We start from the raw sequence: 24,563 nt of genomic DNA, 5'->3' as shown, positions 1-24,563 counted from the left end.
TACAGAGTACTTGTACTAACTATCTTCCCGAAGATTACGTCTGAAACTTCAATTGATTACTTTCGCCAACAGTATCAGTACTCATGCTACCAGTGAAAGGTCAATTATCCGAGTAGACAGAAAAAGAAAGAAGAGGCAGCTTTGAAAAGTGTTAAACAAAGTGTTTAACACTTTCTAGATATGCCTTTAATAAGGCTAGTAAAAAAGCTTAACTCACCCTAACTAGAAATCCTCCTCTCAGATGAGACGGTGGCTTGTCCCCTCCTAGGGGCGATATCTAATTGTCATCAAACCTTGAGTAAACAGCGCTTAAGATGAGTATTCAAATAGGCTTTCCTGCTCTATAAACGAGTCGGTTAGCCCGTTTGACAGATCTGAAAAATAGTGGTATAGTAGGCGGTTTTTTTAGATGCCTGGGGAGTATCTCCCAGGTCGGGGCTACTGAACAGCTATAGCTTAATTTAGTCAAAAGCAGATTGAAAATAGAGGTCATGATTTTTTATGGCCTCTATTACTGCATAGCTATATAAGCGCTTAAATAATTGGGGTACACAAGTACTTGTTGCACTCCTACTTGTCCTGCTGCTATATTCACTTTTGAGCAAGTTTTGAGCAAATGCCTGTCTGTCACGCAGGAGGTCGCAAGAGAGAGTCTATAAGGTGAGCGCTTTTTGCGCGAACGGGACTGACGGGACTCGAACCCGCGACCTCCTGCGTGACAGGCAGGCATTCTAACCAGCTGAACTACAGTCCCAATTTGTGTTTTATTTGCCACGGAATACATAGTAGCATATAAAATAAAGAAATCAACTAGAATGTCAAATATTGCTCCGCAACTTCAGAAAACGCCTGGATATTTCATAGCATAAAATAAACAAGCTCAATTAATTTGTCATAGTAAAAATCAAGCTGAAATATAGATACGGTTATCTTTCCCACGATCTAAAAAGAGAATTTGCGGGGAAAAATAATTAATCTTTATAATCGAGTAAGAGATTTGTTATAAATATGCTGTACCCCAAAACCAAATGCACGGGGATGATCCAACTGTTGTACTAGGTTTAATACTGCCTCACGACCAACTTCTGTTTCCAACACAGAAGAAAAAACTACATCTAAGTCATTGTCCTGACAAAATTGCCTTAATCTAGTAGTGAAACCCATAATTGCTGCTTTAATTACGTATACTCCCAGCCATCCTTGTCGATAGGTTTGTTGTAACTGTTGAAAACTAGCAACAGATTCATCTAACGCTAGAACAGTGGTATGTTTGTGGCTGAGTTGCAAAACGTCGGTAAATTTGTCTGGAGATAAAGGTTGTTCGATAAATTCTATTGCTGGCAAAGCATCTGTGACAGAGAGTAACTGTTGAGCTTGAGTGAGATTCAATCCCCCGTTGGCATCCAGTCTTAATTTAACCTCTGGGGGAAAATTCAGGGTAAGCTGCTTGAGAATGGCGATTTCTTCAGCGAGAGTTAAAATTCCAATTTTCCACTTAAAAGTAGTGGCAGAATTAGCTTGATATAAATCTTGCCAAGCAGTCAAGGCTTCTTTTCCAGCAGGTAAAAGATAACAAAAATTTAAAGTGTGAGAGGAACGAACCAAATCATCTTGAGTCAATGCCAGATAGGCTGATTCTAGGGCAAACTGACAACAGGGAAGGTGATCGGGAATAGCCATAATTTCTTGTTTAGTAGTAGCCTCTCCTAACTGCTGACAAAATTTTACTGCTTGAGCCAAAGTTTCTGAACCAAACCAAGGTAAAGGAGCAATTTCTCCTCTGCTGGTAACTCCTGCTGAATTTGTCAGGCTAATAATAATGCCCTCACGTATTGACCAAACACCATGGCTAGTCTGCAAGGGCTGTTTAAAATAATTTTGATATAGCTTAAATTGAAACTTTAGTTCATAGTCCATTATTGAATTAGTTTTAACTACTTCATAAAATCTAATGTTTATGGAAGCGAATACCTAAAAAAATGTCGTATAAAAAGTTTAAAAAGTTTTTACCATCTAATAAACCCAAAGATTGTTCGCAACCTTTAGCATCTAATAAAGGCTTTGTTTCGTAATAAGCCGACTGATATTTATACCAAGGAATAGATGGCCAGAGGTGATGTACTAAATGGTAGTTTTGCCCCAAAATGAGTAGATTGAGAATCGGACTAGGATAAACTCTAGAGTTTTTCCAGCGATCGCGCTCTTGAAAAGGGCGATGGGGTAGATAATCAAAAAATAGACCTAAAGCCATACCCACTACCATCGCAGGGACAAACCAAAAATTCATCACATAACCGATAAAGCCGTAATGAATTCCCAACATAACTATAGTTACTAAAAATAGACGGCTAAGAAACCACTCCAGCAATTCGTATTTACGCCATAAGCGTCTTTGAAAAAAGAAAAACTCATGGTAAAAAAAGCGGGCAGCGATGAGCCATAAAGGTCCTCCTGTCGAGACAAAATGGTCAGGGTCATTTTCAGGATCGTTTACGTGGGCGTGATGTTGTAAATGTACCCTGGTAAACACGGGAAATGCAAAACCTAGCATTAAGGCACTGCAATGACCCAAGATAGAATTAATTATACGATTGCTGTGGGCGCTATTGTGAGAAGCGTCATGAATAACTGTTCCTGATAAATGTAGTGCCAAGACATTTGCCGTAAAAGAGAACCAATCTGGGAATCCCCAGCAAAAATATCCCGTGGTCGATATTATCAGCAACGCGATCGCTGCAATCACCATCAACACATTGGGATTAAATCCCCCAGGAGCTTTTAAATACTCTCTAGGTACTGTTCGCAGTGTTTGAGCCAACTGCATCTTTTCGTTTGCTCCTTTTAAATTTTGATATGATATACGAGTTTTCTCAGGTAGTTTACACTAATTCCTATCCTGGGTAAAGAATTGTAACGTGTTCTACAGCATTTTCTCATTTAACGGTCAAATAACAATTAATTTGCCTAATGATTTTAAGATTTAAATTAAAATCTTAATTTGAAAATCAGTGTAATTTGGTAAATTGAGCGGTAAATTTACATCTGAGTTAAGTAGGTTTGATAACCTAATTTATCAAGACGCTCTTGTTTGTCAAGAACAGTTTGAGCTAGATTTTGGCGATATTGTTGAATCTGATTTTGCAGTTGCGGTTCACTGATCGCCAATATTTGTACGGCTAACAACCCTGCATTTTGAGCATTGCCGATCGCCACTGTCGCGACGGGAATACCTCTAGGCATCTGGACAATAGAATAGAGAGAATCAACCCCCTGTAGCTGACGAGTTGTCACAGGGACACCGATTACAGGTAGAGGAGTCAAAGCAGCTACCATTCCTGGCAAGTGGGCAGCACCTCCAGCCCCAGCAATGATTATTTTAATGCCTTTTTGGTGAGCATTGCGAGCATACTCAACCATTCTGTCTGGAGTACGATGGGCCGAAATAATTGCCACCTCATAAGATATAGCAAAATCTTCGCAAACGGCGATCGCCTTTTCCATCGTGGGCAGATCGGAATCGCTGCCCATAATAATGCCAATTAATGGTGTAGTTTCACTCAAGGTTGTTGTTAAAATTCTTAGGTTCTGTATTTTATCTTGTTTATTGACGTAATTCGACAAAATTTAGCTTTATCTTTAAACGAAGGAAATCAACAGGGAAGATGAAGATGAAAGCGGATTTATTAATTCAAAATGCTCAGATTGTAGGACGTGAAGGGCTGTACCAGGTGGCGATCGCCGCGGGCAAAATTCACCAGATGTCTGCGACTAATAGCGTCGATGCAACCCAGCTAAGAGCAACAGACATTCCCATACTAGACCTGCAAAAAGATTGGCTATCTTTGGGGGGAATCGATCTTCAAATCAATGGTGGTTTGGGTTTAGCTTTTCCTGATTTAGCAGCAACCGACTTACCTCGACTCAAGCAGATCTGCGATTTTTTATGGCAACAGGGAGTGGATGGCTTTTTACCAACAATTGTAACTACTTCCGTAGATAAAATCCAGCGATCGCTTGCCACCATCGCTCAATTTATGACAATTCAAGATCCAGTCAATACAGCGCAAATTTTAGGAGTTCATCTAGAAGGGCCTTTTTTAAATTACCAGAAGCGAGGCGCTCATCCAGAACAATATTTATTACCCTTAACCATTGAAAATATTAAACGAATTTTGGGCAACTATAGCCAGATTGTCAAGCTAATCACCCTTGCACCAGAGTTAGACAGTAGCAAGACAACAATTCCCTATTTAAGAGAGCAAAATATCATCGTTAGCTTAGGACATTCCCAGGCGACAGTCACTGAAGCACAAGAAGCATTCCAGCAGGGTGCATCAATGGTAACTCATGCTTTTAATGCCATGCCTAGTTTACACCATCGCCAACCAGGATTATTAGGAGCAGCGATCGTCAACCCCAATGTCTACTGTGGTTTAATCGCCGATGGCAATCACGTCTGTCCCACCATAATCGAAATTATCCTCAAGGCTAGCAACTACGAACAGGGTATCTTTCTGGTGAGTGATGCCCTCTCTCCAATGGGTTTAGTTGACGGGGTTTATCCTTGGGATCGACGACAAATTACCGTCACCAAAGGCACAGCCAGATTAGAGGATGGGACGTTATCGGGTACTACCTTACCGCTATTAGTCGGTGTAGAGAATTTAGTGAAGTGGGGTTGCGATGTTGAAAAAGCGATCGCCATGGCAACAAAATCTCCCCGCCAAGCGATCGCCCTACCAGATATTGCTGTAGGGCAACAGGCTAATCTATTGCGCTGGCATTGGGATGAAACAAAACAAAAATTGGTAGTGCTAAAGGTGTAATCAAGTATTTTTAGTATTCGCTCACCAAGTCTTTTCTTATTTTTCGACAAATGGTGTGAGAGATTTTTTCTCAGGCGATCGCTTATTCGATCAAAAATATTGTTACTTTAAATTATTGATTTTCTTGTTCTAGATCTTTTTGTAGCTTTTCAATTGCATCAATAATTGGCAGAAAACGTCGTCCAAAATCAGTTAGTCGATATTCTACATGGGGTGGGACTTCAGGATAAACAATCTTTTCTAAAATACCTAAATTCATCATGCGACGAAAATAATAGTTTTTAACGCGAGGAGTCAAGCCTTCTATTTCTCGCTCAATCGCACTAGGGCGACATACACCACGACGAATTAAACCTAGTATACTCAATGACCATTTACAGCCAAAAACTGCTTCTACTACAGCAGCTATGTTGATATTTTTGGGCAGATCGCTTGATTTGCGAGGCGACGGCGATTTTTTCATAAAATTATGCTTTGTCACAACAACTTCAGGACACCACAAATCAATTCTGATAGTTTCTTTGAAGCATCATCACCACAAATCCAGTACCTCTATTAGTTAGATACAAACTTTTTCCTAGAATACTGAGATTTGTCGCTTGAACAAAATGTTCTAAAGTGCCTTGGGTAAATTTTCGCGAACAATAAAGATGAATTTTTTCTTTTAAACCCAGTGTAGTTGTATCTTCATTGGGGAATGTCAGATAAAGTTCCTTGTCAGTATTATTTTCAAAACAACACCCTATTTGTAAAACCTGTCCATATTTCCAAGGCTGTAGGGATACCTCAACCAAATAGCATGAATCTCTTTCCTTTGGTTCTACTGACAAGTCTGAATTTTGCAGAAGAGCGCTTAATGCAAACTGTCGAAAGGAAATTCCTTCGTATTCTTCTTTAACATACTGTATTGTTTTCTGAAGTTGATTATTCGTTAATGCAGAGTCATTAATTATTTGAGCTTCAAAAAGTAATAAATCATTGCTTTTCATGACCTGAACTATATTATTTAGAACGTGTTCTGGGTCTTCTACATTGGCAATAGTATTACCTATAAATCCGTAAAGTATTGGTCTATTTTCTCCGAGTACCTTAGCAATATGAGCTATTTCTGCCATACCTTCTTTGGTTTCTATATCCCGTTGAATCGCAATACGACGATGAGATGGTAATTCTTGAATTCTGCCGATCGCCACCCTCAACATATCGAGACTCATATCTACAGGTAGATATGAAAAATCATCTCTGGGTTTGGCTTGATCGTCTCGGTTAAAAAAGTCTCTAATTATATTGCTATCTTTGCTTCCTTCTCCCACACCAAGACTAACAAAGTTGTATTGCTCTTTATTGACATAATTGGCGAGTTGACGAGCATGATCGGGAAACCTTTCAATATTTTCCCTCATGTGATAACAGGGATCTGTACAAGCTGTTGTCCACATTCTAGTAGGACCCACGCCCCAGTATGCGTATCCAGACCTAATTTTACGATTCTTTAAATCAAGAACTAAGTCACCTAGCTTATGTAGTTGATTTTCGCCAACGTAGGTTAGCATCCAATTATCTGAGATTTTGAGTTTACCTAATTTTTGTATTAATAATAACAATCCCCGTAAAGTTGATTCATTCGTCGTTTCCAAGCACTTCATGATTTCTGCTACAAGAATTGGCAAATCGCTTGACGATAAACATTCTGATTGAGAAATATCCTGAAGCTGCTTATGTAGAGGATGATTAAGCGGTAAAGACAGATGAGAACCAGCGTGAATGAGTAAAATTGTTAATGGTTTGTCTGGTCTAGTTTCGCGCGATTCCCTAGCTCTTTGTAATTCTTCGATCATGATCTCACTTTCATCTACTGAGTGACTGGAGACGATCAGCAGGAAACAATCATATTCATTTAGTTCTTTGTTACTACGTTGCAGCCAATCCTGACCGATAGTTGTTGCTTGTCTAGCGTCCTGTAAAGTTTTTCGCAGTTGTTCGGCTATGCTGGGTTCTGAGTTTTTGCTGCGATCGCTGATGAAGATTTGAAAAGTTTTTGTCGTCGTTGAGTTGATCGGATCGACCTCCTCTAGATCTTGTTGATCTATAAAACGTTTTACTGCTCCTCGAAGATTTGCTTTAGTAACTTTTACTTTTTCTTTTTCTTTTTCTTTAAATACATCCGTGAGTAATTTCCATAATTGAGAAGCGAGTAAATTTATAGTTCTGGGACTATAGTTTAATGCTGTTGCTATTTTTTCATAGCTTTGTTTTGAATCATAGCATCTTATTAATATTTCTCTTTGTATATCGTCTAAATACTTGCCATGCTCTTGATAAAAGCCTCTCTCTACACGCTCTAGCCATTTTTTACACATATTGTTAATCTGCAAACTCTTTAAAGTATAAAACTATCAAAGAAATTAGAGCAAGCAAGCCTTATTATTTAGATTGGAAAATTATTGCCTTGAGAAAAACTAGATCTGACTTTTTATAACAAAAAATAACTTTTTATAATATTTGTCGAAAAAAAATACAATAAAAACTAAAAAAAAGATTGTAAATTAAACAAAAATTACTTATTTTAACTAACTTTTTTGTATCGACAAAGATTTAAAAAAAAGATAAAAATGAGATTAAGAACAAAGAAAGAGTTAGGGAATATTTTTTTGTTCTTTTTATTTTCATCTTTTTCTACTTCATCAATTAAAAATGATTATTAGTTCATTACAGTTGTCTACTTTTTTGGGGATTGATTTTCCAGTGACAAAGTTCATAACATAAAATAGTCAAATCTTAAAGTAGCAAAAAGAAGAAGATCTAATTATTGAATTGACTATAAAAAATGAAAGAAATGAAAAAAATTACCTTTAAAAAATTTATCTATTGGCTATTGGGTGAAACAGCAGGAAGAACCTTAGTAGGAACTTGGAAATGGGTTTGGGGTTTACCTGTAGAATCTGGAGGCAAAATTGCCCAAAAAGTAGCACAAGAGTCTTTACAGTCAATGCAAGAATCGATCGCACAACTAACTGAAGGAGTTTCAAAAGTAGTGGCTGGATATAAATTGACACAGGATAGATATGACAAAAAACAGCAAGAATTTCGAGAAGCCGAACAGCAAGCAGAACTAGCCTATCGCCGAGGAGATGAAGAAGCAGCCAGATTATTAATCACTAAAGCGATCGCCATTGAAAAGATTATGCCTCAATTAAAACAGCAAGTTGAACAGGCTAAACAAATCGCCACGGCAGCCACAGAAAAACTGAAAAAAGAAAAAGAAAAAATCCAAGCTTATAAATTAGACATGGCAAATCTTAAAGCTGTGTCGGAACTAAATGAAATAATGGCAGATATTCATGACATTACTACAGAATTGGATATTGATTCAGCGCGATCGCAGTTTGAAGAGGCACAAAATAGCGTTGAGGGAAGATATGTCTATGAAACTACCAAAGCTGAATTGGCAGAAGACGAAACAGAGCAAATACAAAATAATATCGATAAGTTATCCCTAGATGAACAAATAAATAGTCGTCTAGAAAATTTAAAAAACCAAAAAGTATAGTTGTTTATAAAGAAGGGTTTAGTCATGACTAATCAATCTAAAACTAGAAAAGCCCCACCCCCAATTGTTTTTATTTTAATGGGCTTAATTATTTTTGGTGGAACTAAATTACTCAAGCAAAATTCTCAGCAAGTTAGTAATTTGTTACCATCAATTGCTCAACCTCAATTGCTAAAAAAAAGCTTCAGTCTGGGAGAACATTTATTAATTATGGCCAAAGCAACTGATGAAAAAAAAGAAGGAATAAACGCCTTCGCCGATCAAGATTACCAAAGTGCGATCGCTTCCTTTCAAGCATCTCTAGAACAATTTCCTAACGATCCAGAAACACTAATCTATTTAAATAATGCTCAAGTAGCTACTTTAAATCCTGTCAAAATTGCTGTTGTTGCTCCCATTAGTAGTGATTTAAATCTGGCACAAGAAATGCTGAGAGGAGTAGCACAAGCACAAAATGAATTTAATTCCCAAGGTGGTAAATTGCAGGTGGAAATTGTCAATGACGAAAACGAACCGAAAATTGCTATCGAGGTTGCTAATCAACTAGTCAAAGATCAATCAATTCTGGGACTTGTAGGTCATTATTCTAGTGATGCCTCCTTAGCTGCTGCACCTATCTATCAACAAAATGGTTTAGTGGCTATTTCCCCGATCAGTACCTCTACATCGCTTGCTGATGCTGGAGATTATATCTTTCGTACTGTACCAAGCGATTTTCTGGCAGGGAATTCTTTAGCTGAATATTTCTTGGGAAAACTAAGCAAGCAAAAGGCAGCTATTTTTTATAATTCTGAGAGTAATTACAGTAAATCCCTTAAAGATGCTTTTAGCACTAGTTTATTAAGCAATGGAGGCGAAATTGTCGCCGAATTAGACGTTATCGATCCTAATTTTGATGCAGATCGGGCAGTACAGCAGGCAATGAATCAAGGTGCAGAAGCACTGGTTTTGCTAACCAATTCCACGACTCTTAACCAAACTTTCGAGATTGCTAAAGTTAACAATCGCCAATTACCTTTATTGGGTGGTGATGATCTTTATATCCCCGAAACTTTAGAGAGTGCGGGAGAAAATATGGTGGGTATGGTGTTAGCTGTACCTTGGCACATAGAGGGAAATACTAACCCTGACTTTATTCAAGCAGCAAATAATCTTTGGAAAGGAAAAGTTAACTGGCGCACGGCGATGGCTTATGATGCCACTCAATCTTTGATTCCAGGTATAGAAGATAATCCTAGCCGTAAAGGAATACAGCAAACCTTATCACAAGCAGACTTTTCGATAACTGGCGCATCGGGAACAGTTAAGTTTTTGCCTTCAGGCGATCGCAATCAGGCAGTGCAGTTAGTTCAGGTTGAAGTCGATTCTAATTCGGAATTTGGCTATTCTTTTGTACCTTTAGATTAATAAAAAATATGGACTTGACATTTTTATTAGTATTCTGGGTGGTTTTATTGTTGGTATATGTTGCTCTTACCAGATGGATATATGGGACAGATAAAATCATCAACTTATTAAAATAAATCGCCGTAAATATTCACGATACTCAGCTTTTTCTTAGAGATATTAGAAAGCAAAACCAAATCTTGATTCGACATCAATTAGAAACACCAAATAGTTCCGATAATAGCGAAGAGTAGTTGTCATAAAAATAAATTATTTATGGAGCAAAAACGATGAACAAAAGACTTTTTAAAAACAAACAAACAATAGGAACAGGTATAGCTAGCTCGAGCGCTTTGTTGGCTTCATTACCTAGCTACGCTCTAACCCTTGAAGAAGTACCGAATCCTAAACAGATTAATCCTAAACAGATTGATGATGCTTGGGTTACAGATTCAGCGGATATTCTCAGCAATCGCACCGAAAGTCAACTCAATGGTGGTGAAAGTGGAGGTGGCGGTGCTGGGGGCAGTTATTAAAAGTATAATTTCCGCTTTGTCTAGTTTTACTTCAATTGAACATATTAAGGTAGTTAGTCAAGGCGATCGCTTTAATCGAGCAAGATTTTTTTAGATGCAGTGTCTCAAACTCACTATTAATCGAACTAAATAGACCTGTTATGAAAATTATTATTTTATTTTTACTGGTAATTGGTTTTGTGTTGTTAATTGTTGATGCAGTTAAAAGCATGAATTCTCGTCGCCATTCCAGTCATTTTGTTGTAAGCAGCAGTGATCGCCATACCTTTTATAATAGTGACCTCAATTCTAACAGTCACAGAAGCTACCATCAGCTTGGAAAAATACAAAAGCTAATCAAAATATTAAGAATTATTTTCTTTCTATTAAAATTGGTTTTCCTCCTATTAATTTTCCCTTTTCTATTACTCTTTAGCTGGTTAATTATTATTCCACTATTTTTTATAACAATGCCGATCTATGACACAGCTTTTGAGAAAGTCAAGGGGGAAGTAGACAAATATTTAAACGCTGCTATTCCAGAGATTGTTTCTAATTGGAATTACCAAGAACTTGTTCAAAGAGCCTCATCTGACTTTCTAAAATATTTAGAGGAAAAAGAGTTGCAAACAATCTTCGATCTTTGTGCCAAAACTCTTGGAAAACTAACTTGTTATCAAGTAAGTAGAGAAGGTTTCAAAAGTGAGCGTGCCAATGGTTCGTCCACAACAAAGTGGTGGGAGTTTTTTACTATCAAGCCAGAGCCAATGAAACTCTGGAAATTCATTTTAATGAACTATGAAATCGTGGCAATCTTTGAAAAAAGCATGGCAAATATCGAAATTCAGATCGTCAAGGAAAGCGGTCAATACTTGATTAACAGCATGAATATTAGTATTGGTTCAAAGTCGAGCCAGCAGTCTTTTAGACTCGGTATTCAAAAAGATGTATCTGGTTTCTCGCGATCGACAAATAGTTAAAGACAAAAAACAAGAAAAGAAAAAATAAAGGGTGGTATTTAAATATGAATCTGATTGGAACTGTTGGCAATGATACTCTTAATGGTGGAGCAGAAAACGACACTATTGAAGGTGGTTTAGGAAATGACGTTCTCTTCGGCTTTGGTGGTAATGATAGCCTAACTGGGGGAGCAGGAAATGACTTTTTGTATGGTGGTGGTAAAGGTGAAACTATTATTGATGTCGGTGGCAGCGATACCTTAAAAGGAGGAGAAGGCGATGATTTTTACACTATTGCCTTAGAAACAGGAGGAGGCAGTGTTATTCAAGATGAGCAGGGTAGTAATAATGGTATTTTAATTATTGCAGGAAATACCGATGTTGCATCTTTAGCGAGTTTAGCAGATATAAGCACTATTGATGAAATTAATGAAGGTGTTAAACTTTTTAACGATCCCAATACTTGGGGTGATGCTGCGATAGAAATATCTAGTCCTCAACAGGGAATTGTCGGCTTAGAAAAATCTGGCACTAATTTAATCGTCGATCTTAATCGTGACGGTGTCGCTGAGGCAAATAATGATCTAACAATTGTTAATTACTTTGATGGGCAAGGAAATTTAGGAGCGGGTGCGCCTGTAGTTCTTAACAATATTATAGAGACAGAACATCAGGATGTTGCTGACTTTTTTGCTAATTCTACGCCTATAGATGGCGGAGATTCAGGAACAACTGTCTATCGCTTTTTTAATACCGATACAGGAGTTCATTTTTATACCGCTAACGAAGAAGAAAGAAATTTTATTGAAGATGAATTAACTAATTTTCAAGGTGAAGGAGCTTCTTATCGAGGGGTAGATCCTTTAACTGGAGCAGGTGAACCTGTACCAGTTTATCGTTTTCTTAATCAAGATACGGGAGTTCATTTGTATACAGTTTCTGAAGATGAAAGAGATGCAGTTGAGAATTTGGACAACTTTAGTTTTGAGGGAGAGGCATTCTTTGCTTATGAAACTCAAGTAGAAGGCACAATTCCAATTTATCGCTTTTTTAATCCCACTACAGGAGCGCATTTTTATACTCCTTCTGCAACCGAAAGAGATAATGTAACTGAGAATTTACCTGATTTTCAATCTGAAGGAATTGCTTATTATGCTCTGCCTGATACGGTAGATAGTCAAAGTTTAATTTGATTTGATCGAAACATCGTGGTGTGATTGCGCTTTTTTTACTATCATCGGCTTTTTTCCAGCTATATGTTTACTAATTGAACCGATTCTTGGAGTAATTGGTCAATATCAAAATCATAAAAAATAAGTATGTATTCTCAACTAGTTACAATTCTCAAATTCTTCCAACTTCTTGGCTATATTGGTGCGCTTATTCTTGCAGTCATGTATGCAAAACTTGCGTCTCTTTATACGATTGAAAGTAACTACAAAACTTTATTTTTGGTCTTTTTGGTCTTATCTGTATTGTTATGCGTCGCTAACTACATCGGAACTCAAACGATTATTGTAGTTATCGATCTGCTAAATAAAATTGAAATTAACACTCGAAACTCAAGACAAAATTAGGCTTTTTGCCAATTTAGTTAAAAGGTAAATCTAATGCAAAAATTTGTTATAAACCTCTTCAAAAGAATAAATCTAGTGATGCTTTATTCTTCGACAATCAAGAAAAAATTATTCAAGTAATCACTATTGATTTAGCAGATTGGGCGCAATAAAAAAACTCAAAAAAATGATTGAGTTAGGATTATTGACTATCTTCCTAATCAGAAAGCATTTTTAATTATTAGACTTCTTGCGCGAATCGTAATTAACTATCTTGATGCAAGGGTAAAGGAAAAAAAACCTTAATCTACTATTCATGCAAGAGGTCTATTAAAGCTGGAGGTGTAGATGAATTGACTTGGCAAAATTGATCGTTTAATCAATAAATAAGAAGGAAATTAGTAATTATTATGTGCAATTCTAATAATGCCATACTTATGCTATTAAAAAAAATAGGTTTAATCACATATATTCTTATACTAATAACTTTAGAAATTACAGTTTTAGTCAATATTATTAATGCTATTAGAACAGGATGTATTGAAGTCATCGCCCCCACATATGGAGTCCATAAAAAGGTGTACGTGTACAAAGATGAAAAACCATCTGTTTTTCTATTTCTTTTAGTATTTTTTTGCTTTTTTGCAATCATACTTGGCTGTGTTATATTCGCATCTATTCAGGGTTACATTCATATTTGTTCAGCAGACTCTGTTAAGTTATAGGAGTATTTTACTGTTATTTTTTGGAGCCACGTTTGTCAATCTTTCCTTGTCAAAATAAGCCTCAAATAATATAGTTGATTTCTGAATTCAATGTCAGAAATTGGTGCAAATGCTACCATATCCAATAAATATAAGTCTCAATTTGATTTATTAATAAAATTTAAATAAAAATATTACTAAAAAGGCGTTGCTAATTTGATGTCTGAAATCTTGAATAATATCGTTTATAGCTTCAATTAAAGTAAACGAGAACGAAAGTAGCTACGTTTACATTTCTTTGCAGATTAATTTTCTCCTGACACGACGGCAATTCTTTCATAAAAGTACCCTACCTCACAAACTTGTGTCTGCTTGTAAGCATAATTGATCGCTGATTATGATTGCGATCGAGATTTATTGAGAGAAATCAAATTATGAGCCTACAAGATAAAGTCGTGTTGATTACTGGTGGTGGTAGTGGTATTGGGGCAAATACAGCCCGCGCATTTGTTGAAGCAGGGGCAAAAGTAGTTTTAAATGGTCGTCGTTCAGAGGTATTGGAATACACCGCAGCACAAATCGATCCGACAGGAAAACACATTGCTTGGGTTGCAGGGGATATCGGTCAAGCAAAAATCCGACAAAAGTTAGTTTTTGCTGCTGTTGAACATTTCGGTGGGGTAGATATTTTGTTTAATAATGCAGGTGTCTTTGAGCCAAAACATTTCCTTGACCATACAGAAAAAGATTTAGAAGATTATCTTAATTTACTCCGAGGCTACTTTTTTCTGTCACAAGCTGCGATCGCCAAAATGCAAAAAAGAGGTAGTGGCGCGATTATTAATACTGGTTCAATGTGGGCATTACATGCTGTAGCTGCTACTCCCTGTAGTGGTTCTTCGACTGCCAAAGGCGCTGTTCATGCACTAACTAAAAATCTAGCCATTGAATTTGCACCTGACCAAATTAGAGTAAATGCGATCGCTCCTGCTGTGGTGGAAACTCCCTTATTTGACTCTTTATTAACATCTGAACAATTAGCCTCGTTTAATGATTTTCATCCCCTTGGTCGCAATGGACAAGCCCAAGACATTACCGAAGCAGTCTTATTTCTAGCTGATAGCGATCGCTCTGGCTGGATTACTGGGGTTGTTTTGCCTGTAGATGGTGGAGTAACAGCGGGACGTAATTAAAGATAAAATAACTTAGGGCGATGCCTATTAAATGATTATCCTGATTAATTAATAGGTGATCGCTTTTAATTTTGTTTAATTTCTAGTGCGATCACTATATCTTACTAATAATCTGGTTTTTGCCTTGTAATTGAATTAATTCTTGTACTGTTTGTTTAAATATGGCTAATTGTCTATCATTAGGTTGAGTTTGCTGCCAGACTTGCCTTTGCATAAGGCGATCGCGCCACTGTTCAATCTGCTCAATTTGACTTAAATCGCAACCTAATTTTCCAACTAGAATCACCGCATTTCCTGCAACGATATCACCTATAGATAAGCTATCTCCGCCAAAATAAGCATTACTAGCTAACAATTCTGCTAAAAAGCTCAAGATTCTAGTAATTTTGCGTTTTGCTTTTTTCAAATTTGGTGAATCTTGTGTTTCGCTAATCAACGGGATGACCAAAGCAGATAATTCATTATTGGCTACCATTTGCGCCATTCTGACTTTAGCTAATTGCGATGGATCTTTGGGTAGCAAGGAATTTTGGGTATACTTGCATTCTAAATAATCTAAAATCGCCAAAGATTCTAAAACTCGCAAACCGTCGTCGATAATTACTGGGACATGATGAAAGGGATTAATTGCCAGAAGCTCGCGCTTAAATTGTTCTCCTTCTTTAAGATTGACGGTTATCGGTGTAAAGGGAATTTCTTTTTCTAACAAAGCGATCCATACACGACGGGATAAGGGGGATAGTGGATTGTAATAAAATTGCAGCATGAATGAATAAACTTAAATTTTCTTTAATACTGTAAGGGCGAACGGCCGTTCGCCCCTACGGGTCTATGTTCTCGATACATACGCATAACTAATTCACCTGCGGGGGTTGCCCGTAACTCTTCTACTAACGCAACCATTTCCGCTGGCAGTTTTGCTAGTCGGGAATCATAAAAAGGATGATGTTCAGGACGAAGAACGAGAGAAGCCAAAGCAGCAAAAGTGATGTCTGTTGAGGAAAAGCAATCGCCCACTAAGTATTGTTGACCTGAATTTAATTTTTGCTCAACTATGGTGAAAACTTCTCTAATATCTTGTACAGCAGCTTCTTTACCTTCTAAAGTTAAGTTGTATTTTTGTTTGATTATCTTAGTTGATACAGGAAAAGCGATCGCACTTTTAACTTTCTCCATCCAGCTTATTCCTTTACTCCAGGCAGCTAGAATTGACCAAGGTTGTTGGATAGCATAGTAATAAGCCCAATTGCGCGTTGCTACTCCTAATTTGTCATCAAATAATGCTTCTAAGGTTTCTGCTTGCTGGCGTAATTCTGGATCTTGGGCATAAAGCTGATTAGGGACAATAGTATCTAAATAATGCAAGATTGGCTCTAAATTCAGGTGATAATCTTTTGGTTGCTTCTCCAATCACCTCAAAATTACGAATTACAGCATCTTGAATCATGCGAGTTTGCATAAATGTCTCTTTCCCTTCAAGGGTATAAGACTCTATTGCTTCAATACTTTCTTGTATATTACTGACATAGAGCAGATCATTCTTCATAAGGGTACAGCTTCTTTTAATACTTGTTCGCGAATACTTTCATGTAGAATTTCTGGTTTGGCAACATCCACTTTGCACCCAAGTAAATCTTCTAAATCTTGAATTAAAGCAATTCTATTTAATAAACTACGTCCAGCTTGAATGTCCATCAAGAAATCTATGTCGCTATCTGCTGTTGCTTCTCCTCTGGCTACAGAACCAAAAATTCGTACATTGGAACCTCCATATTGAGCAGCAATTTTGAGAATTTCCACTCGTTTTTCCCGAAGTAATTCTTTTGTGTTCATCCTTCTATCTCCTTGTTACTACGCCATTCTTGAGCAATTAATAGTGACCAAGTTAGGAATGCAACTACCGATAATCCTGTAATTACATCAGTCCAAATAAGAATGTGCATTTTTATAGAAAACTGAGACAGTTCACCATAAAAATAATGGGCTGGGCTAGATAAACCCGTGCCAGCATACATACCTAGCAGGAAATAACTCAACCAATAATTTTGTCGGCTATAAAGCCAGTAAGATATAATCGCGATCGCAGTCATGACTACCCAGGTAATCAATACGCCAGAAGTTGTAAACCATTCTGGTTCGGGATATTCACGAACATATATAGCGTTATCGGTGTAGTGGAGACTGGTAATAGCAATGCTCAAAATTAAAGTTGATAGTAGCCAGATTTTACTTTGCTGCATTGGTTAAATCCTCCGTAGTTAGTTGAATTGCGCTAAAAACTCTCTGCCTTTATCTAAACCATGCTGATAAACTGCTGCTATTCCTTCGGGCGTAGCTTGGAAAACGTCTACACCCATATCTTTGGGATTTATATCTGGCTGAATTATACGTATTGGTACTTGTTGGTAATGTGTGGGCATAACTTGAGATTGGAATAAATCTCGATAAAAGTTACCCGCTTCAGTAGCGATCGCAATTACTGTTTGATATCCCTGTTCAACCATTTCCAATGCAGGACAAACGCAGGTATAGCAAGCATCTATATAAGGCTGGTTATTAATCCAAGCTGGTGTGTCATAAATGTGTAGCATTCTACTGGATGCATAGCTAACTTCACGAAAATTGTTTTGATTAAGAGCTAAATTGCCTTTTCTAGCACTACCAAAAAGCTCGATTTTTAAATGTTTATTCACCCAACTACGGTCTTTTTTCGCAGCCGATATTAATAGCTTTTTACCTAATCTTCTTGCTTGTTTTCCTTGAGTTTGTTCGGCAGCCTCTTCATTAGTTACTGCACTGGTAGCAATATAAAAATCTGGCTGATTTAATTCAAAAAGCTGTTGACCACTTTGAGCGTTAAAGTAAGAGATTCCCCCCAGACTTACCTGAGTCATACTTTTAGTTCGGTGATGAACTTTTAAACCTTCCAGCCAATATTTCACCCCCGATTCTCTGGCTTTACCAATAGCTGCCCAAGCACTGGGAATTACTGAACCTGAAGCGGAAGCATAAGCATCTGCCTTGATATTTGCCTCTTCAAAAGCACTCAACACACCGTGAATAAATATGGTTTTAAAACCCCCTGATGCACAGGCGATCGCAAAGCGTCCCCCTTGGGTAATCGCTATTGATTGATGGTTATTGTTTAACATTTATTTACTTCTTCATTTTCTCAACTAAAAATATTCATCGACTCTAAACAGCCAAAGATCAGTGCCAAAGTGCTAACTAACGATCCAGTAGCACCTACCATATTGCCCAGGTAAACAATTTTGTTCTCAATCGTTTGACCAATAGAAAGCCCTCGATGTCCCACCCAAGCACCGTAAGGTAAAGCAACACAAAAGCCATAGCCAGAAATAACAGACGACCAAACTAAGATTAATAACGCGATCGCATTTATATCTAACTGATTAATCGCAGCAGCAAAAGCAATCATTGTCGTTCCCCCCATTGATAGTCCTGAATGAGCTACACGCCATGCCCTAACAACCTCTTCGTCTTTTTTCTGAGTAATAGCTGAACCATAAGGAATTCCCGATAATAAACCGATTAGCAGAACAATTGCACCATGAAATAACAGTTGTAGAGATAAATTCATTGTATTTTTCCAAAATTATCAAGGTCTATGCAAGTATCACTTGCTTTCGATCCTCAAAATAACAACTATCTCTCAAAAATGCAATTAACACTTGCATAGCATCAATCATATTCAGCGTAAATCCCTTTCAATTCTTCGGGCATAGCGATTGGACGCATAGTTTCTAAACTCATAAAAAATCCTACTTGCGTCGCAGTAGCAGCTATTTCTTGCCCCAGACATATCTCAGCTTGTAAAGTACAGCGTAAACGCCCCAATTGAGACATCCACATTTTGCCTATAGGGCGATCGCCTAACCTTAAAGCTTTCTGGTATTTGATTTCGGTGGAGTTAACAGTTGGACAGTATCCCTTTGACATTAACTTTTCTATCGGGAAATGAGACTCTAACATTTTCAGTCTTAAATCTTCTAACCAGCGAATATAGACAATATTACTGACGATTCCTGCAAAATCGATGTCATAGGTTTTAATTGGTAAGTCTAGAGCTACTTCAAAGGGTTGTTTCTTCATTTGAGATTAATGATTAATTTTACAGACCGATTGGTCTTTTTAAAGGTAAAAAAATTTAGCTGTGATTTAGGCAAGATTAGTCTGAATATAATTTTGTAGATGAGCGATCGCTCTTTCTAAATGAACAGGATTTTTTTCTAGCTGGCTCATCATAATCGCTCCTTCAATATTACAGATGATAATTGTGGCAACTATATCGGGATCTATGGTTGTGGCAACTTCTCCCTTTTTGATCCCCTGATTGATAATCCGCACAATCAAATTACGCCAATTATCAATAGCGGCGATCGCGCGATTTCGTAAGGGGGAATCAGTATCATCAGCTTCAATTGCCGTATTTAAAATCGGACATCCACCGACAATTGGCGGTGTTTCAATATAGACCAAATAGCTGGATACCAATGCTTGTAGTCTGGTGATCGCATTACGTTTAGTTTTCACGGCACTCCACACTTCTCGACTCATTAGACTGACGGCATAGTCAAACGCTGCTACAGCCAGTTCATCTTTACTTTTGAAATGATTATAAATTCCTCCTTTCTTTAATCCCGTTGCCTGCATAATATCGGCGATCGAAGAACCTGCATAACCTTGTTGGTTAAATAACTCTGCTGCCTGTTGAATTATACGTGCTTTAGTTTGTTCGGCTTTGGACATCTAACTTTTCAGACCGCTTGGTCTTTATGTTTACCTTAACATCATTTATTTATTATGAAAAACTTTAAATATTGTGTTGACTATTACATCAATAAGTACTATATTACTAATTAGGTTAACAATTGCGATAAACGACTTATATTGTGGGGAATGGGCTGATTCCCCTTTTTATTTTGTAAACATTTTTGTAGATATTTAAAGCAACTTGCACAATTATTCCTCCTCACTAATCAGCTCAAAATCAGCAAAATCGAAGCCTGGAACAACTACACAGGCGACCAAAGAATATCCTGCATCCCCCCCTATCGGTTGTGCTTTTTGCCACCAGTGAGGGGGTACTACTGCCTGAAAACAGCGATCGCGACCTAAATAGATTGATGGTGATTCTGGCTCAATTGAGGCTGCAATAGTTAATGCTAAAGGATCTCCAGCTTGATGAAACCAGAGTTCAGCGGATTTAACTCGATGCCAGCGTGAACTATGACCAGTGGGTAGCAAAAATAAAATGGCGGTGCCAGCCACTCGATCGCCCGTATAACCATGAGGTAGAGTAGATTGGGGCAAGATCAGATCTGAGCGCCATGTCTCTCGATAGAAACCCCCTTCTGGATGCATTTGTAGATTCAAGGATTGAATGAGATCTTGAACCGCGGGGGAGGGCGAAGGGAACTCTTTGTTCATAAGTATATTTTATAGACAATCGAGGTTTTTTGATATTCTAGAGTTATCTTTTGGTATAACTATTTTTCCAAAATAAAAATACGCTCTTAATTTACTCTAACGCGATCAAAAATCACCATGAATAATTATCAAGCAACAACTAAAAAAGTAATTGCTCTATTCCTTTCTCTAGGTATGATGTCCTCTCTAGTAGGATGTGATGCGGGAGATACTGAGAACGAAGACGGAGAGGGTACATCAATTGAGCAACCCGCTCCTACTCAAGATGAAGGAGGCGAGGGAGGTGAAGGAGGCGAAGGAGACGAAGGAGGCGAAGATGACTAACCTATGACCTAAGCAGCTATAGGCATAATTAATTTAAAGACTGATGTGAGGTAGTGGAGTACTGGAGATAGGGGAGAAAAATAAGAATCCGTTATTTTATATTTAATTCCACCTACCTACTTAATAGATATTGAGCGTTGCTGAGTGCGTAATATTTTTGATGCAAATGTCTAAGAGAAATCAATGATTAAAAAACGTGATTTCTTGATTATAATTAGCATTCTACCTTCAGCAACGCCAGATATTAAAATACATTCCTAAATCTCCTCCGTTACGAGAAAATTAGTTAGGAGAATTAAGCTCAAAGCTTTTTACATAATTTTCCCAAGCCTAAAACTAATAAATTTGAAGAGAACTAATTCACATCAAGCATTAATTATCATTCATTGATTTAATAGTTCAACTCTGAGCAAATAATATCTAAAAAATGAGACGAATATGATAAATAAAAAACTAAATAAAGAACTATACTAAGCAATAGTCTGAAATATTTAGTGATGCTAAATTATAGTTAATGAATTTTTTGTCAACAACTTTTTTAGCTTTAGGGTTAGCTGCTGATGCCTTTAGCGTTTCTCTCTCCTGCGGTTTGCTAATACAAAGAATCAAAATTAATAAAGCTTTAAAAATCGCTTTGTTTTTTGGTTTTTTTCAATTTTTAATGCCTTTAATTGGTTGGGCGGTAGGAATTAATTTTAGTAATCTTGTCGCCAACTTTGATCATTGGATTGCCTTTGGTTTATTAAGCTTGGTTGGCACAAAGATGATCTATGAAGCTCTTCAAACAGAGCATGAACGAAAAAAAATTAATCCTTTAGATTCATCCACTCTTTTAGTATTAGCGATCGCCACTAGTATTGATGCTTTAGCTGCTGGGTTAGGATTATCTTTATTAAAAACCTCTATTACTTTAACAGCAACTTTAATTGGAGCAATTACTTTCGGTTTATCTTTTATCGGCGTTTTTATTGGTCACAGAATTGGCAATAAATTTAATCATAAAATAGAGCTTGTAGGCGGATTAATTTTGATATTTATTGGTAGCAAAATTTTATTAGAGCATTTAACCGCATAAATTGTTATCAATTAGTAAAAAACAAACTTAAAAGGCGATCGCGCTTCAACTAAAAATTCTTGACTATATAAAATATAAGTACCTAACCTGAGTTCGGGATTAGCTCAAATCCTTATTTTGAAGGTATTTAAAAAATACTATTTTCCGTTCTTCTTTCATAGTAGAGTTGCATCCAAACTATCTCAAAAGCTATTAGCTATTAGCTATTAGCTTACAGCTATCTCCACCAATTAATCTGCTTAACCCGAACTCAGGTTAAATTATTACCGATCGCGTTTTCCTTAGGCAAACTATCTAGGGACTTAAAGAAAAAAAAAGATGCCCTTGGTAGAACATCTATCTTGTGATCTTAATCAATTAATAAGCTTTCAGCCTAACGATTGTAGACATCTAAATTAATTTTAACGGGTTCAATATCCCAGATTTGTTCACAATATTCTTTGATAGTGCGATCGCTAGAGAATTTACCCATTCGCGCTGAATTTAAAATTGACATTCTAGTCCATTTTTGCTGGTCTTTATAAGTCTCAGAAACTCGCTCCTGACAGTCGATATAGTCTTGATAATCGGCTAAGAGCATGTAAGGATCGTCATAGAGCAAAGAATCGATGATGGGCTTAAATAGTTTAGTGTCCCCATAGCTAAAGTCACCATGAGCAACGCGATCGATCACCTCTTTAAGTTCTTCGTTATTGTTATAAAAAGCCATGGGATCGTAGCCATCTGCTTTCATTTGATATACTTCTTCCGCAGTCAGACCAAATAAGAAAAAGTTTTCTGCACCCGCCTCTTCACGGATTTCAATATTAGCGCCGTCTAAAGTGCCAATAGTTAAAGCGCCATTCATAGCAAACTTCATGTTACCAGTCCCAGAAGCTTCTTTTCCTGCTGTAGAAATCTGCTCTGATAGATCGGCAGCGGGGTAGATTTTTTGTCCTAGAGAGACGTTAAAGTTGGGTAAGAACACCACTTTTAGACGACCTTTAACATCAGGATCTTTATTGACAACTTCTCCCACCGCGTTAGCAAATTTGATAATCAGCTTGGCCATAAAGTAGCCAGGAGCAGCTTTCCCACCGAAGATAAAGGTACGGGGGACAATATCAATATTTGGGTTGTGCTTAATGCGGTTATAGAGGGTGATAATATGCAACACCATTAAGTGCTGACGCTTATACTCGTGAATTCTTTTAACCAAAACATCAAAGATAGAATCAACGTTAACATCAACGTTTTTCAGTTTTTTGATTTGAGCTGCTAGAGTAGCTTTATTCTGGCGCTTAATATCTCGCCACTGTTCACAAAATTGGGCATCATCAATATACTTCTCTAGCACCCTCATCTGATCGAGATTTTTAAGCCAACTATCACTGTTCGTTTGTTCCGTTACCAGCTTGGCTAATCTGGGATTGCTCAACAAGATCCAACGACGAGGAGTAACCCCGTTGGTTTTATTGAAAAACTTCTCTGGCCATAATTTAGCAAAGCCTTGTAAGGTATACTTTTGTAGTAATTCAGTGTGCAAAGCAGCTACGCCGTTAATCGCGTGACTGCCAACACAGGCAAGGTTTGCCATCCGAACTTTCTTTTCGGAACCTTCTTCAATAATCGAAAGTTCTGATGCTAGTTCTTCATCATTAGGAAACCAAGTGCGAATATCTTCGAGAAAACGGTGATTGATTTCATAAATGATTTCAATATGTCTGGGCAGCATGCGACCAAAGAGACTAACTGACCATCTTTCTAAAGCTTCTGGCAGTAATGTATGGTTGGTATATGCTAGGGTTTGCTGAGTGATATCCCAAGCCAGATCCCAATCAAGGTCGTGTTCATCAATTAACAGACGCATTAATTCGGCAACCGCTACGGCAGGATGAGTATCGTTAAGCTGAATTGCTGCTCGTTCGTGAAAATTCGTCAGATCGGGATGAATATGGAGGTGAATCTTAATTAAATCTTGTAGGGAAGCCGAAACAAAGAAATACTGTTGCGCTAGGCGCAATTCTTTACCTTGGGGTGTATTGTCGTTGGGATAGAGTACTTTGGAAATAGTTTCCGAACTCATCTTTTCGGCGACAGCACGGTCATAATTACCTGCGTTAAAAGCTTCAAAGTTGAACTGTTCACTGGCTTCGGCTTTCCAGAGACGTAAAGAGTTAACTGTATTGGTGCGATATCCAGGGACAGGAGTATCGTAGGGGACGGCTTTTACTTTGCGATCGCAAATCCAGGAAGTGCGACTGTGTCCTTTGGCATCACGATAGGTTTCTGTATGTCCCCCCAGCTTGATTTCTACGGAATCTTCAGGACGAGCAATCTCCCAAGGATTTTTAAACATCAGCCAGTTATCAGGAATTTCCGCCTGCCAACCATCTCTCAAAGCTTGGTGAAAGATGCCAAACTCATAGCGGATTCCATAACCAATAGCAGGCATTTCTAAGTTAGCCAAAGAGTCGAGAAAACAGGCTGCAAGTCTTCCTAGACCACCATTGCCCAAACCAGGATCTGGTTCTTCTTCGACTAAATCTTCAATATTGAGATTAAATTCGCTGACCACCTCGCGCATCTTTTCATAGATTCCCAGAGAAATCAGATTATTCTCTAAATGGCGACCCATTAAAAACTCGGCAGAGAGATAAGAAACTACTTTAACGTCTTCTTCGTAGTAGGTACGACCTGTCTTAATAAAGCGACGTAACAGGCGATCGCGTACAGTGAAGGCTAGTGCTTGATAGTAGTCATTCAGAGTAGCATTGGATTGGTCTTTTCCCTGGAGGTAAAACAGGTTATCCGCAAAGGCTCGTTTAAGAATCTCTACACTCATTCCTGTGCGGTCGTCCTCTACCTGAATCGTACGATTAGCCGAATTACTAGCAGTAACTGTTTGACCAAGCTGTTGAGAAGTTTTTGAGTCCATATTTCCCTGAAAAATGATGTTGATATAAAGGATTACTTAAGGCATAAACAGACAATCTGCTACTTGACATCCCCTAGAAGTGGTTGCATCAAGAAGCGATCGCTGCC

25 protein-coding genes, 1 tRNA gene and 1 pseudogene are annotated in these 24,563 nt (G+C 37.7%); 9 read left to right on the top strand and 18 right to left on the bottom strand.

Features of this window, described 5'->3' with window-relative positions:
- Positions 1-680: 680 nt before the first annotated feature.
- The 4 genes from C7B62_RS09275 to purE form a co-directional block, all read right to left on the bottom strand.
- Positions 681-754: transfer RNA gene (locus tag C7B62_RS09275), tRNA-Asp, on the bottom strand.
- 224 nt (positions 755-978) lie between these two features.
- Positions 979-1,917 carry an o-succinylbenzoate synthase gene (locus tag C7B62_RS09270; protein ID WP_106235116.1) on the bottom strand — a complete coding sequence of 313 codons (939 nt, stop codon included), beginning with the start codon at positions 1,915-1,917 and terminating at the stop codon, positions 979-981.
- A gap of 31 nt (positions 1,918-1,948) precedes the next feature.
- Positions 1,949-2,824 carry a beta-carotene hydroxylase gene (gene crtR, locus C7B62_RS09265; RefSeq protein WP_106235114.1) on the bottom strand — a complete coding sequence of 292 codons (876 nt, stop codon included), beginning with the start codon at positions 2,822-2,824 and terminating at the stop codon, positions 1,949-1,951.
- A 212-nt stretch (positions 2,825-3,036) separates the two neighbouring features.
- Complete coding sequence (gene purE, locus C7B62_RS09260; protein ID WP_106235111.1) at positions 3,037-3,528, bottom strand: 5-(carboxyamino)imidazole ribonucleotide mutase; 492 nt, start codon at positions 3,526-3,528, stop codon at positions 3,037-3,039.
- A gap of 140 nt (positions 3,529-3,668) precedes the next feature.
- On the opposite strand from purE, the gene nagA reads away from it, so the two are divergent.
- The gene (gene nagA / locus C7B62_RS09255; protein ID WP_106235109.1) at positions 3,669-4,826 is read left to right on the top strand and encodes an N-acetylglucosamine-6-phosphate deacetylase; all 1,158 of its coding nucleotides are present in this window, start codon (positions 3,669-3,671) and stop codon (positions 4,824-4,826) included.
- A 112-nt stretch (positions 4,827-4,938) separates the two neighbouring features.
- On the opposite strand, the gene C7B62_RS09250 is transcribed toward nagA, so the two are convergent.
- A complete protein-coding gene (locus C7B62_RS09250; protein ID WP_106235107.1) occupies positions 4,939-5,289 on the bottom strand; it encodes a helix-turn-helix domain-containing protein in 351 nt (116 codons plus the stop codon).
- Between the two features lie 40 nt (positions 5,290-5,329).
- Entirely contained in the window at positions 5,330-7,186 is a 1,857-nt protein-coding gene (locus C7B62_RS09245; protein ID WP_106235104.1) for an L-histidine N(alpha)-methyltransferase, read from the bottom strand.
- Between the two features lie 476 nt (positions 7,187-7,662).
- Between C7B62_RS09245 and C7B62_RS09240 the strand changes: the two genes are divergently transcribed.
- From C7B62_RS09240 to C7B62_RS09230, 3 genes are all read left to right on the top strand, one after another.
- Entirely contained in the window at positions 7,663-8,376 is a 714-nt protein-coding gene (locus tag C7B62_RS09240) for a PspA/IM30 family protein (protein ID WP_106235123.1), read from the top strand.
- Positions 8,377-8,400: 24 nt separating this feature from the next.
- On the top strand, positions 8,401-9,783 hold the full coding sequence (locus C7B62_RS09235) for an ABC transporter substrate-binding protein (protein WP_106235102.1): 1,383 nt from the start codon (positions 8,401-8,403) through the stop codon (positions 9,781-9,783).
- Between the two features lie 269 nt (positions 9,784-10,052).
- Entirely contained in the window at positions 10,053-10,298 is a 246-nt protein-coding gene (locus C7B62_RS09230; protein ID WP_106235099.1) for a hypothetical protein, read from the top strand.
- Between the two features lie 185 nt (positions 10,299-10,483).
- Here the strand turns inward: C7B62_RS09230 and C7B62_RS26850 are convergent, their stop codons facing one another.
- Positions 10,484-10,609 carry a hypothetical protein gene (locus C7B62_RS26850; protein WP_255413995.1) on the bottom strand — a complete coding sequence of 42 codons (126 nt, stop codon included), beginning with the start codon at positions 10,607-10,609 and terminating at the stop codon, positions 10,484-10,486.
- 138 nt (positions 10,610-10,747) lie between these two features.
- On the opposite strand from C7B62_RS26850, the gene C7B62_RS25360 reads away from it, so the two are divergent.
- The 3 genes from C7B62_RS25360 to C7B62_RS09205 all read left to right on the top strand — a co-directional run bounded on the left by C7B62_RS25360 (position 10,748) and on the right by C7B62_RS09205 (position 14,689).
- Complete coding sequence (locus tag C7B62_RS25360; protein WP_146132074.1) at positions 10,748-11,257, top strand: hypothetical protein; 510 nt, start codon at positions 10,748-10,750, stop codon at positions 11,255-11,257.
- A 44-nt stretch (positions 11,258-11,301) separates the two neighbouring features.
- Positions 11,302-12,429 carry a hypothetical protein gene (locus C7B62_RS09220; protein WP_106235094.1) on the top strand — a complete coding sequence of 376 codons (1,128 nt, stop codon included), beginning with the start codon at positions 11,302-11,304 and terminating at the stop codon, positions 12,427-12,429.
- 1,501 nt (positions 12,430-13,930) lie between these two features.
- Positions 13,931-14,689: an SDR family NAD(P)-dependent oxidoreductase gene (locus tag C7B62_RS09205; protein ID WP_106235087.1), complete on the top strand. Its 759-nt coding sequence runs from the start codon at positions 13,931-13,933 to the stop codon at positions 14,687-14,689.
- A 94-nt stretch (positions 14,690-14,783) separates the two neighbouring features.
- On the opposite strand, the gene C7B62_RS09200 is transcribed toward C7B62_RS09205, so the two are convergent.
- The 10 genes and pseudogenes from C7B62_RS09200 to C7B62_RS09155 form a co-directional block, all read right to left on the bottom strand.
- Positions 14,784-15,455 (bottom strand): glutathione S-transferase family protein, encoded by a 672-nt coding sequence (locus tag C7B62_RS09200; protein WP_106235084.1) that lies wholly within the window; start codon positions 15,453-15,455, stop codon positions 14,784-14,786.
- A gap of 23 nt (positions 15,456-15,478) precedes the next feature.
- Positions 15,479-16,054 carry a glutathione binding-like protein gene (locus tag C7B62_RS09195; protein WP_106235081.1) on the bottom strand — a complete coding sequence of 192 codons (576 nt, stop codon included), beginning with the start codon at positions 16,052-16,054 and terminating at the stop codon, positions 15,479-15,481.
- 4 nt (positions 16,055-16,058) lie between these two features.
- Positions 16,059-16,235, bottom strand: a pseudogene (locus C7B62_RS09190) (DUF86 domain-containing protein); the annotation flags it as partial.
- A complete protein-coding gene (locus tag C7B62_RS09185) occupies positions 16,232-16,522 on the bottom strand; it encodes a nucleotidyltransferase family protein (protein WP_106235076.1) in 291 nt (96 codons plus the stop codon). The pseudogene C7B62_RS09190 and the gene C7B62_RS09185, both read right to left, overlap by 4 nt.
- Positions 16,519-16,929, bottom strand: coding sequence for a hypothetical protein (locus C7B62_RS09180; protein ID WP_106235074.1), 411 nt, complete (start codon positions 16,927-16,929; stop codon positions 16,519-16,521). Before C7B62_RS09180 ends, C7B62_RS09185 begins: the two co-directional genes overlap by 4 nt.
- A gap of 18 nt (positions 16,930-16,947) precedes the next feature.
- Complete coding sequence (locus C7B62_RS09175) at positions 16,948-17,841, bottom strand: hypothetical protein (RefSeq protein WP_106235072.1); 894 nt, start codon at positions 17,839-17,841, stop codon at positions 16,948-16,950.
- 20 nt (positions 17,842-17,861) lie between these two features.
- Positions 17,862-18,290, bottom strand: a complete 429-nt coding sequence (locus tag C7B62_RS09170) for a potassium transporter TrkG (protein ID WP_106235070.1) — start codon at positions 18,288-18,290, stop codon at positions 17,862-17,864.
- A gap of 101 nt (positions 18,291-18,391) precedes the next feature.
- Entirely contained in the window at positions 18,392-18,802 is a 411-nt protein-coding gene (locus tag C7B62_RS09165; protein WP_106235067.1) for a thioesterase family protein, read from the bottom strand.
- 66 nt (positions 18,803-18,868) lie between these two features.
- On the bottom strand, positions 18,869-19,459 hold the full coding sequence (locus tag C7B62_RS09160) for a TetR/AcrR family transcriptional regulator (protein WP_106235065.1): 591 nt from the start codon (positions 19,457-19,459) through the stop codon (positions 18,869-18,871).
- A gap of 213 nt (positions 19,460-19,672) precedes the next feature.
- Positions 19,673-20,140, bottom strand: a complete 468-nt coding sequence (locus C7B62_RS09155) for a cupin domain-containing protein (RefSeq protein WP_106235062.1) — start codon at positions 20,138-20,140, stop codon at positions 19,673-19,675.
- Between the two features lie 117 nt (positions 20,141-20,257).
- On the opposite strand from C7B62_RS09155, the gene C7B62_RS09150 reads away from it, so the two are divergent.
- Together C7B62_RS09150 and C7B62_RS09145 are read left to right on the top strand one after the other, a co-directional pair.
- A complete protein-coding gene (locus C7B62_RS09150) occupies positions 20,258-20,464 on the top strand; it encodes a hypothetical protein (RefSeq protein WP_106235060.1) in 207 nt (68 codons plus the stop codon).
- Positions 20,465-20,978: 514 nt separating this feature from the next.
- Positions 20,979-21,539 carry a manganese efflux pump MntP family protein gene (locus C7B62_RS09145; RefSeq protein ID WP_106235058.1) on the top strand — a complete coding sequence of 187 codons (561 nt, stop codon included), beginning with the start codon at positions 20,979-20,981 and terminating at the stop codon, positions 21,537-21,539.
- A gap of 373 nt (positions 21,540-21,912) precedes the next feature.
- Here the strand turns inward: C7B62_RS09145 and C7B62_RS09140 are convergent, their stop codons facing one another.
- Entirely contained in the window at positions 21,913-24,456 is a 2,544-nt protein-coding gene (locus C7B62_RS09140) for a glycogen/starch/alpha-glucan phosphorylase (RefSeq protein ID WP_106235055.1), read from the bottom strand.
- Between the last annotated feature and the right edge of the window lie 107 nt (positions 24,457-24,563).

Origin of the sequence: Pleurocapsa sp. CCALA 161 (genome assembly GCF_003003995.1) — a bacterium.
Lineage (GTDB): Bacteria > Cyanobacteriota > Cyanobacteriia > Cyanobacteriales > Xenococcaceae > Waterburya.
This window is presented reverse-complemented; position numbering and strand designations above follow the sequence as displayed.

Bases quoted from the DNA above. Each gene is read 5' to 3' on its own strand.
- C7B62_RS09270 (WP_106235116.1), bottom strand. From the start codon at position 1,917: ATGGACTATGAACTAAAGTTTCAATTTAAGCTATATCAAAATTATTTT.
- C7B62_RS09240 (WP_106235123.1), top strand. From the start codon at position 7,663: ATGAAAAAAATTACCTTTAAAAAATTTATCTATTGGCTATTGGGTGAA.
- C7B62_RS09250 (WP_106235107.1), bottom strand. From the start codon at position 5,289: ATGAAAAAATCGCCGTCGCCTCGCAAATCAAGCGATCTGCCCAAAAAT.
- C7B62_RS26850 (WP_255413995.1), bottom strand. From the start codon at position 10,609: ATGGTAGCTTCTGTGACTGTTAGAATTGAGGTCACTATTATAAAAGGT.
- C7B62_RS09235 (WP_106235102.1), top strand. From the start codon at position 8,401: ATGACTAATCAATCTAAAACTAGAAAAGCCCCACCCCCAATTGTTTTT.
- C7B62_RS09245 (WP_106235104.1), bottom strand. From the start codon at position 7,186: ATGTGTAAAAAATGGCTAGAGCGTGTAGAGAGAGGCTTTTATCAAGAG.
- C7B62_RS09185 (WP_106235076.1), bottom strand. From the start codon at position 16,522: ATGAACACAAAAGAATTACTTCGGGAAAAACGAGTGGAAATTCTCAAA.
- C7B62_RS09140 (WP_106235055.1), bottom strand. From the start codon at position 24,456: ATGGACTCAAAAACTTCTCAACAGCTTGGTCAAACAGTTACTGCTAGT.
- crtR (WP_106235114.1), bottom strand. From the start codon at position 2,824: ATGCAGTTGGCTCAAACACTGCGAACAGTACCTAGAGAGTATTTAAAA.
- C7B62_RS09220 (WP_106235094.1), top strand. From the start codon at position 11,302: ATGAATCTGATTGGAACTGTTGGCAATGATACTCTTAATGGTGGAGCA.
- C7B62_RS09205 (WP_106235087.1), top strand. From the start codon at position 13,931: ATGAGCCTACAAGATAAAGTCGTGTTGATTACTGGTGGTGGTAGTGGT.
- C7B62_RS09145 (WP_106235058.1), top strand. From the start codon at position 20,979: ATGAATTTTTTGTCAACAACTTTTTTAGCTTTAGGGTTAGCTGCTGAT.
- C7B62_RS09175 (WP_106235072.1), bottom strand. From the start codon at position 17,841: ATGTTAAACAATAACCATCAATCAATAGCGATTACCCAAGGGGGACGC.
- C7B62_RS09230 (WP_106235099.1), top strand. From the start codon at position 10,053: ATGAACAAAAGACTTTTTAAAAACAAACAAACAATAGGAACAGGTATA.
- C7B62_RS09155 (WP_106235062.1), bottom strand. From the start codon at position 20,140: ATGAACAAAGAGTTCCCTTCGCCCTCCCCCGCGGTTCAAGATCTCATT.
- C7B62_RS09170 (WP_106235070.1), bottom strand. From the start codon at position 18,290: ATGAATTTATCTCTACAACTGTTATTTCATGGTGCAATTGTTCTGCTA.
- C7B62_RS09150 (WP_106235060.1), top strand. From the start codon at position 20,258: ATGAATAATTATCAAGCAACAACTAAAAAAGTAATTGCTCTATTCCTT.
- C7B62_RS09160 (WP_106235065.1), bottom strand. From the start codon at position 19,459: ATGTCCAAAGCCGAACAAACTAAAGCACGTATAATTCAACAGGCAGCA.
- C7B62_RS25360 (WP_146132074.1), top strand. From the start codon at position 10,748: ATGCCGATCTATGACACAGCTTTTGAGAAAGTCAAGGGGGAAGTAGAC.
- C7B62_RS09200 (WP_106235084.1), bottom strand. From the start codon at position 15,455: ATGCTGCAATTTTATTACAATCCACTATCCCCCTTATCCCGTCGTGTA.
- nagA (WP_106235109.1), top strand. From the start codon at position 3,669: ATGAAAGCGGATTTATTAATTCAAAATGCTCAGATTGTAGGACGTGAA.
- C7B62_RS09180 (WP_106235074.1), bottom strand. From the start codon at position 16,929: ATGCAGCAAAGTAAAATCTGGCTACTATCAACTTTAATTTTGAGCATT.
- purE (WP_106235111.1), bottom strand. From the start codon at position 3,528: ATGGGCAGCGATTCCGATCTGCCCACGATGGAAAAGGCGATCGCCGTT.
- C7B62_RS09165 (WP_106235067.1), bottom strand. From the start codon at position 18,802: ATGAAGAAACAACCCTTTGAAGTAGCTCTAGACTTACCAATTAAAACC.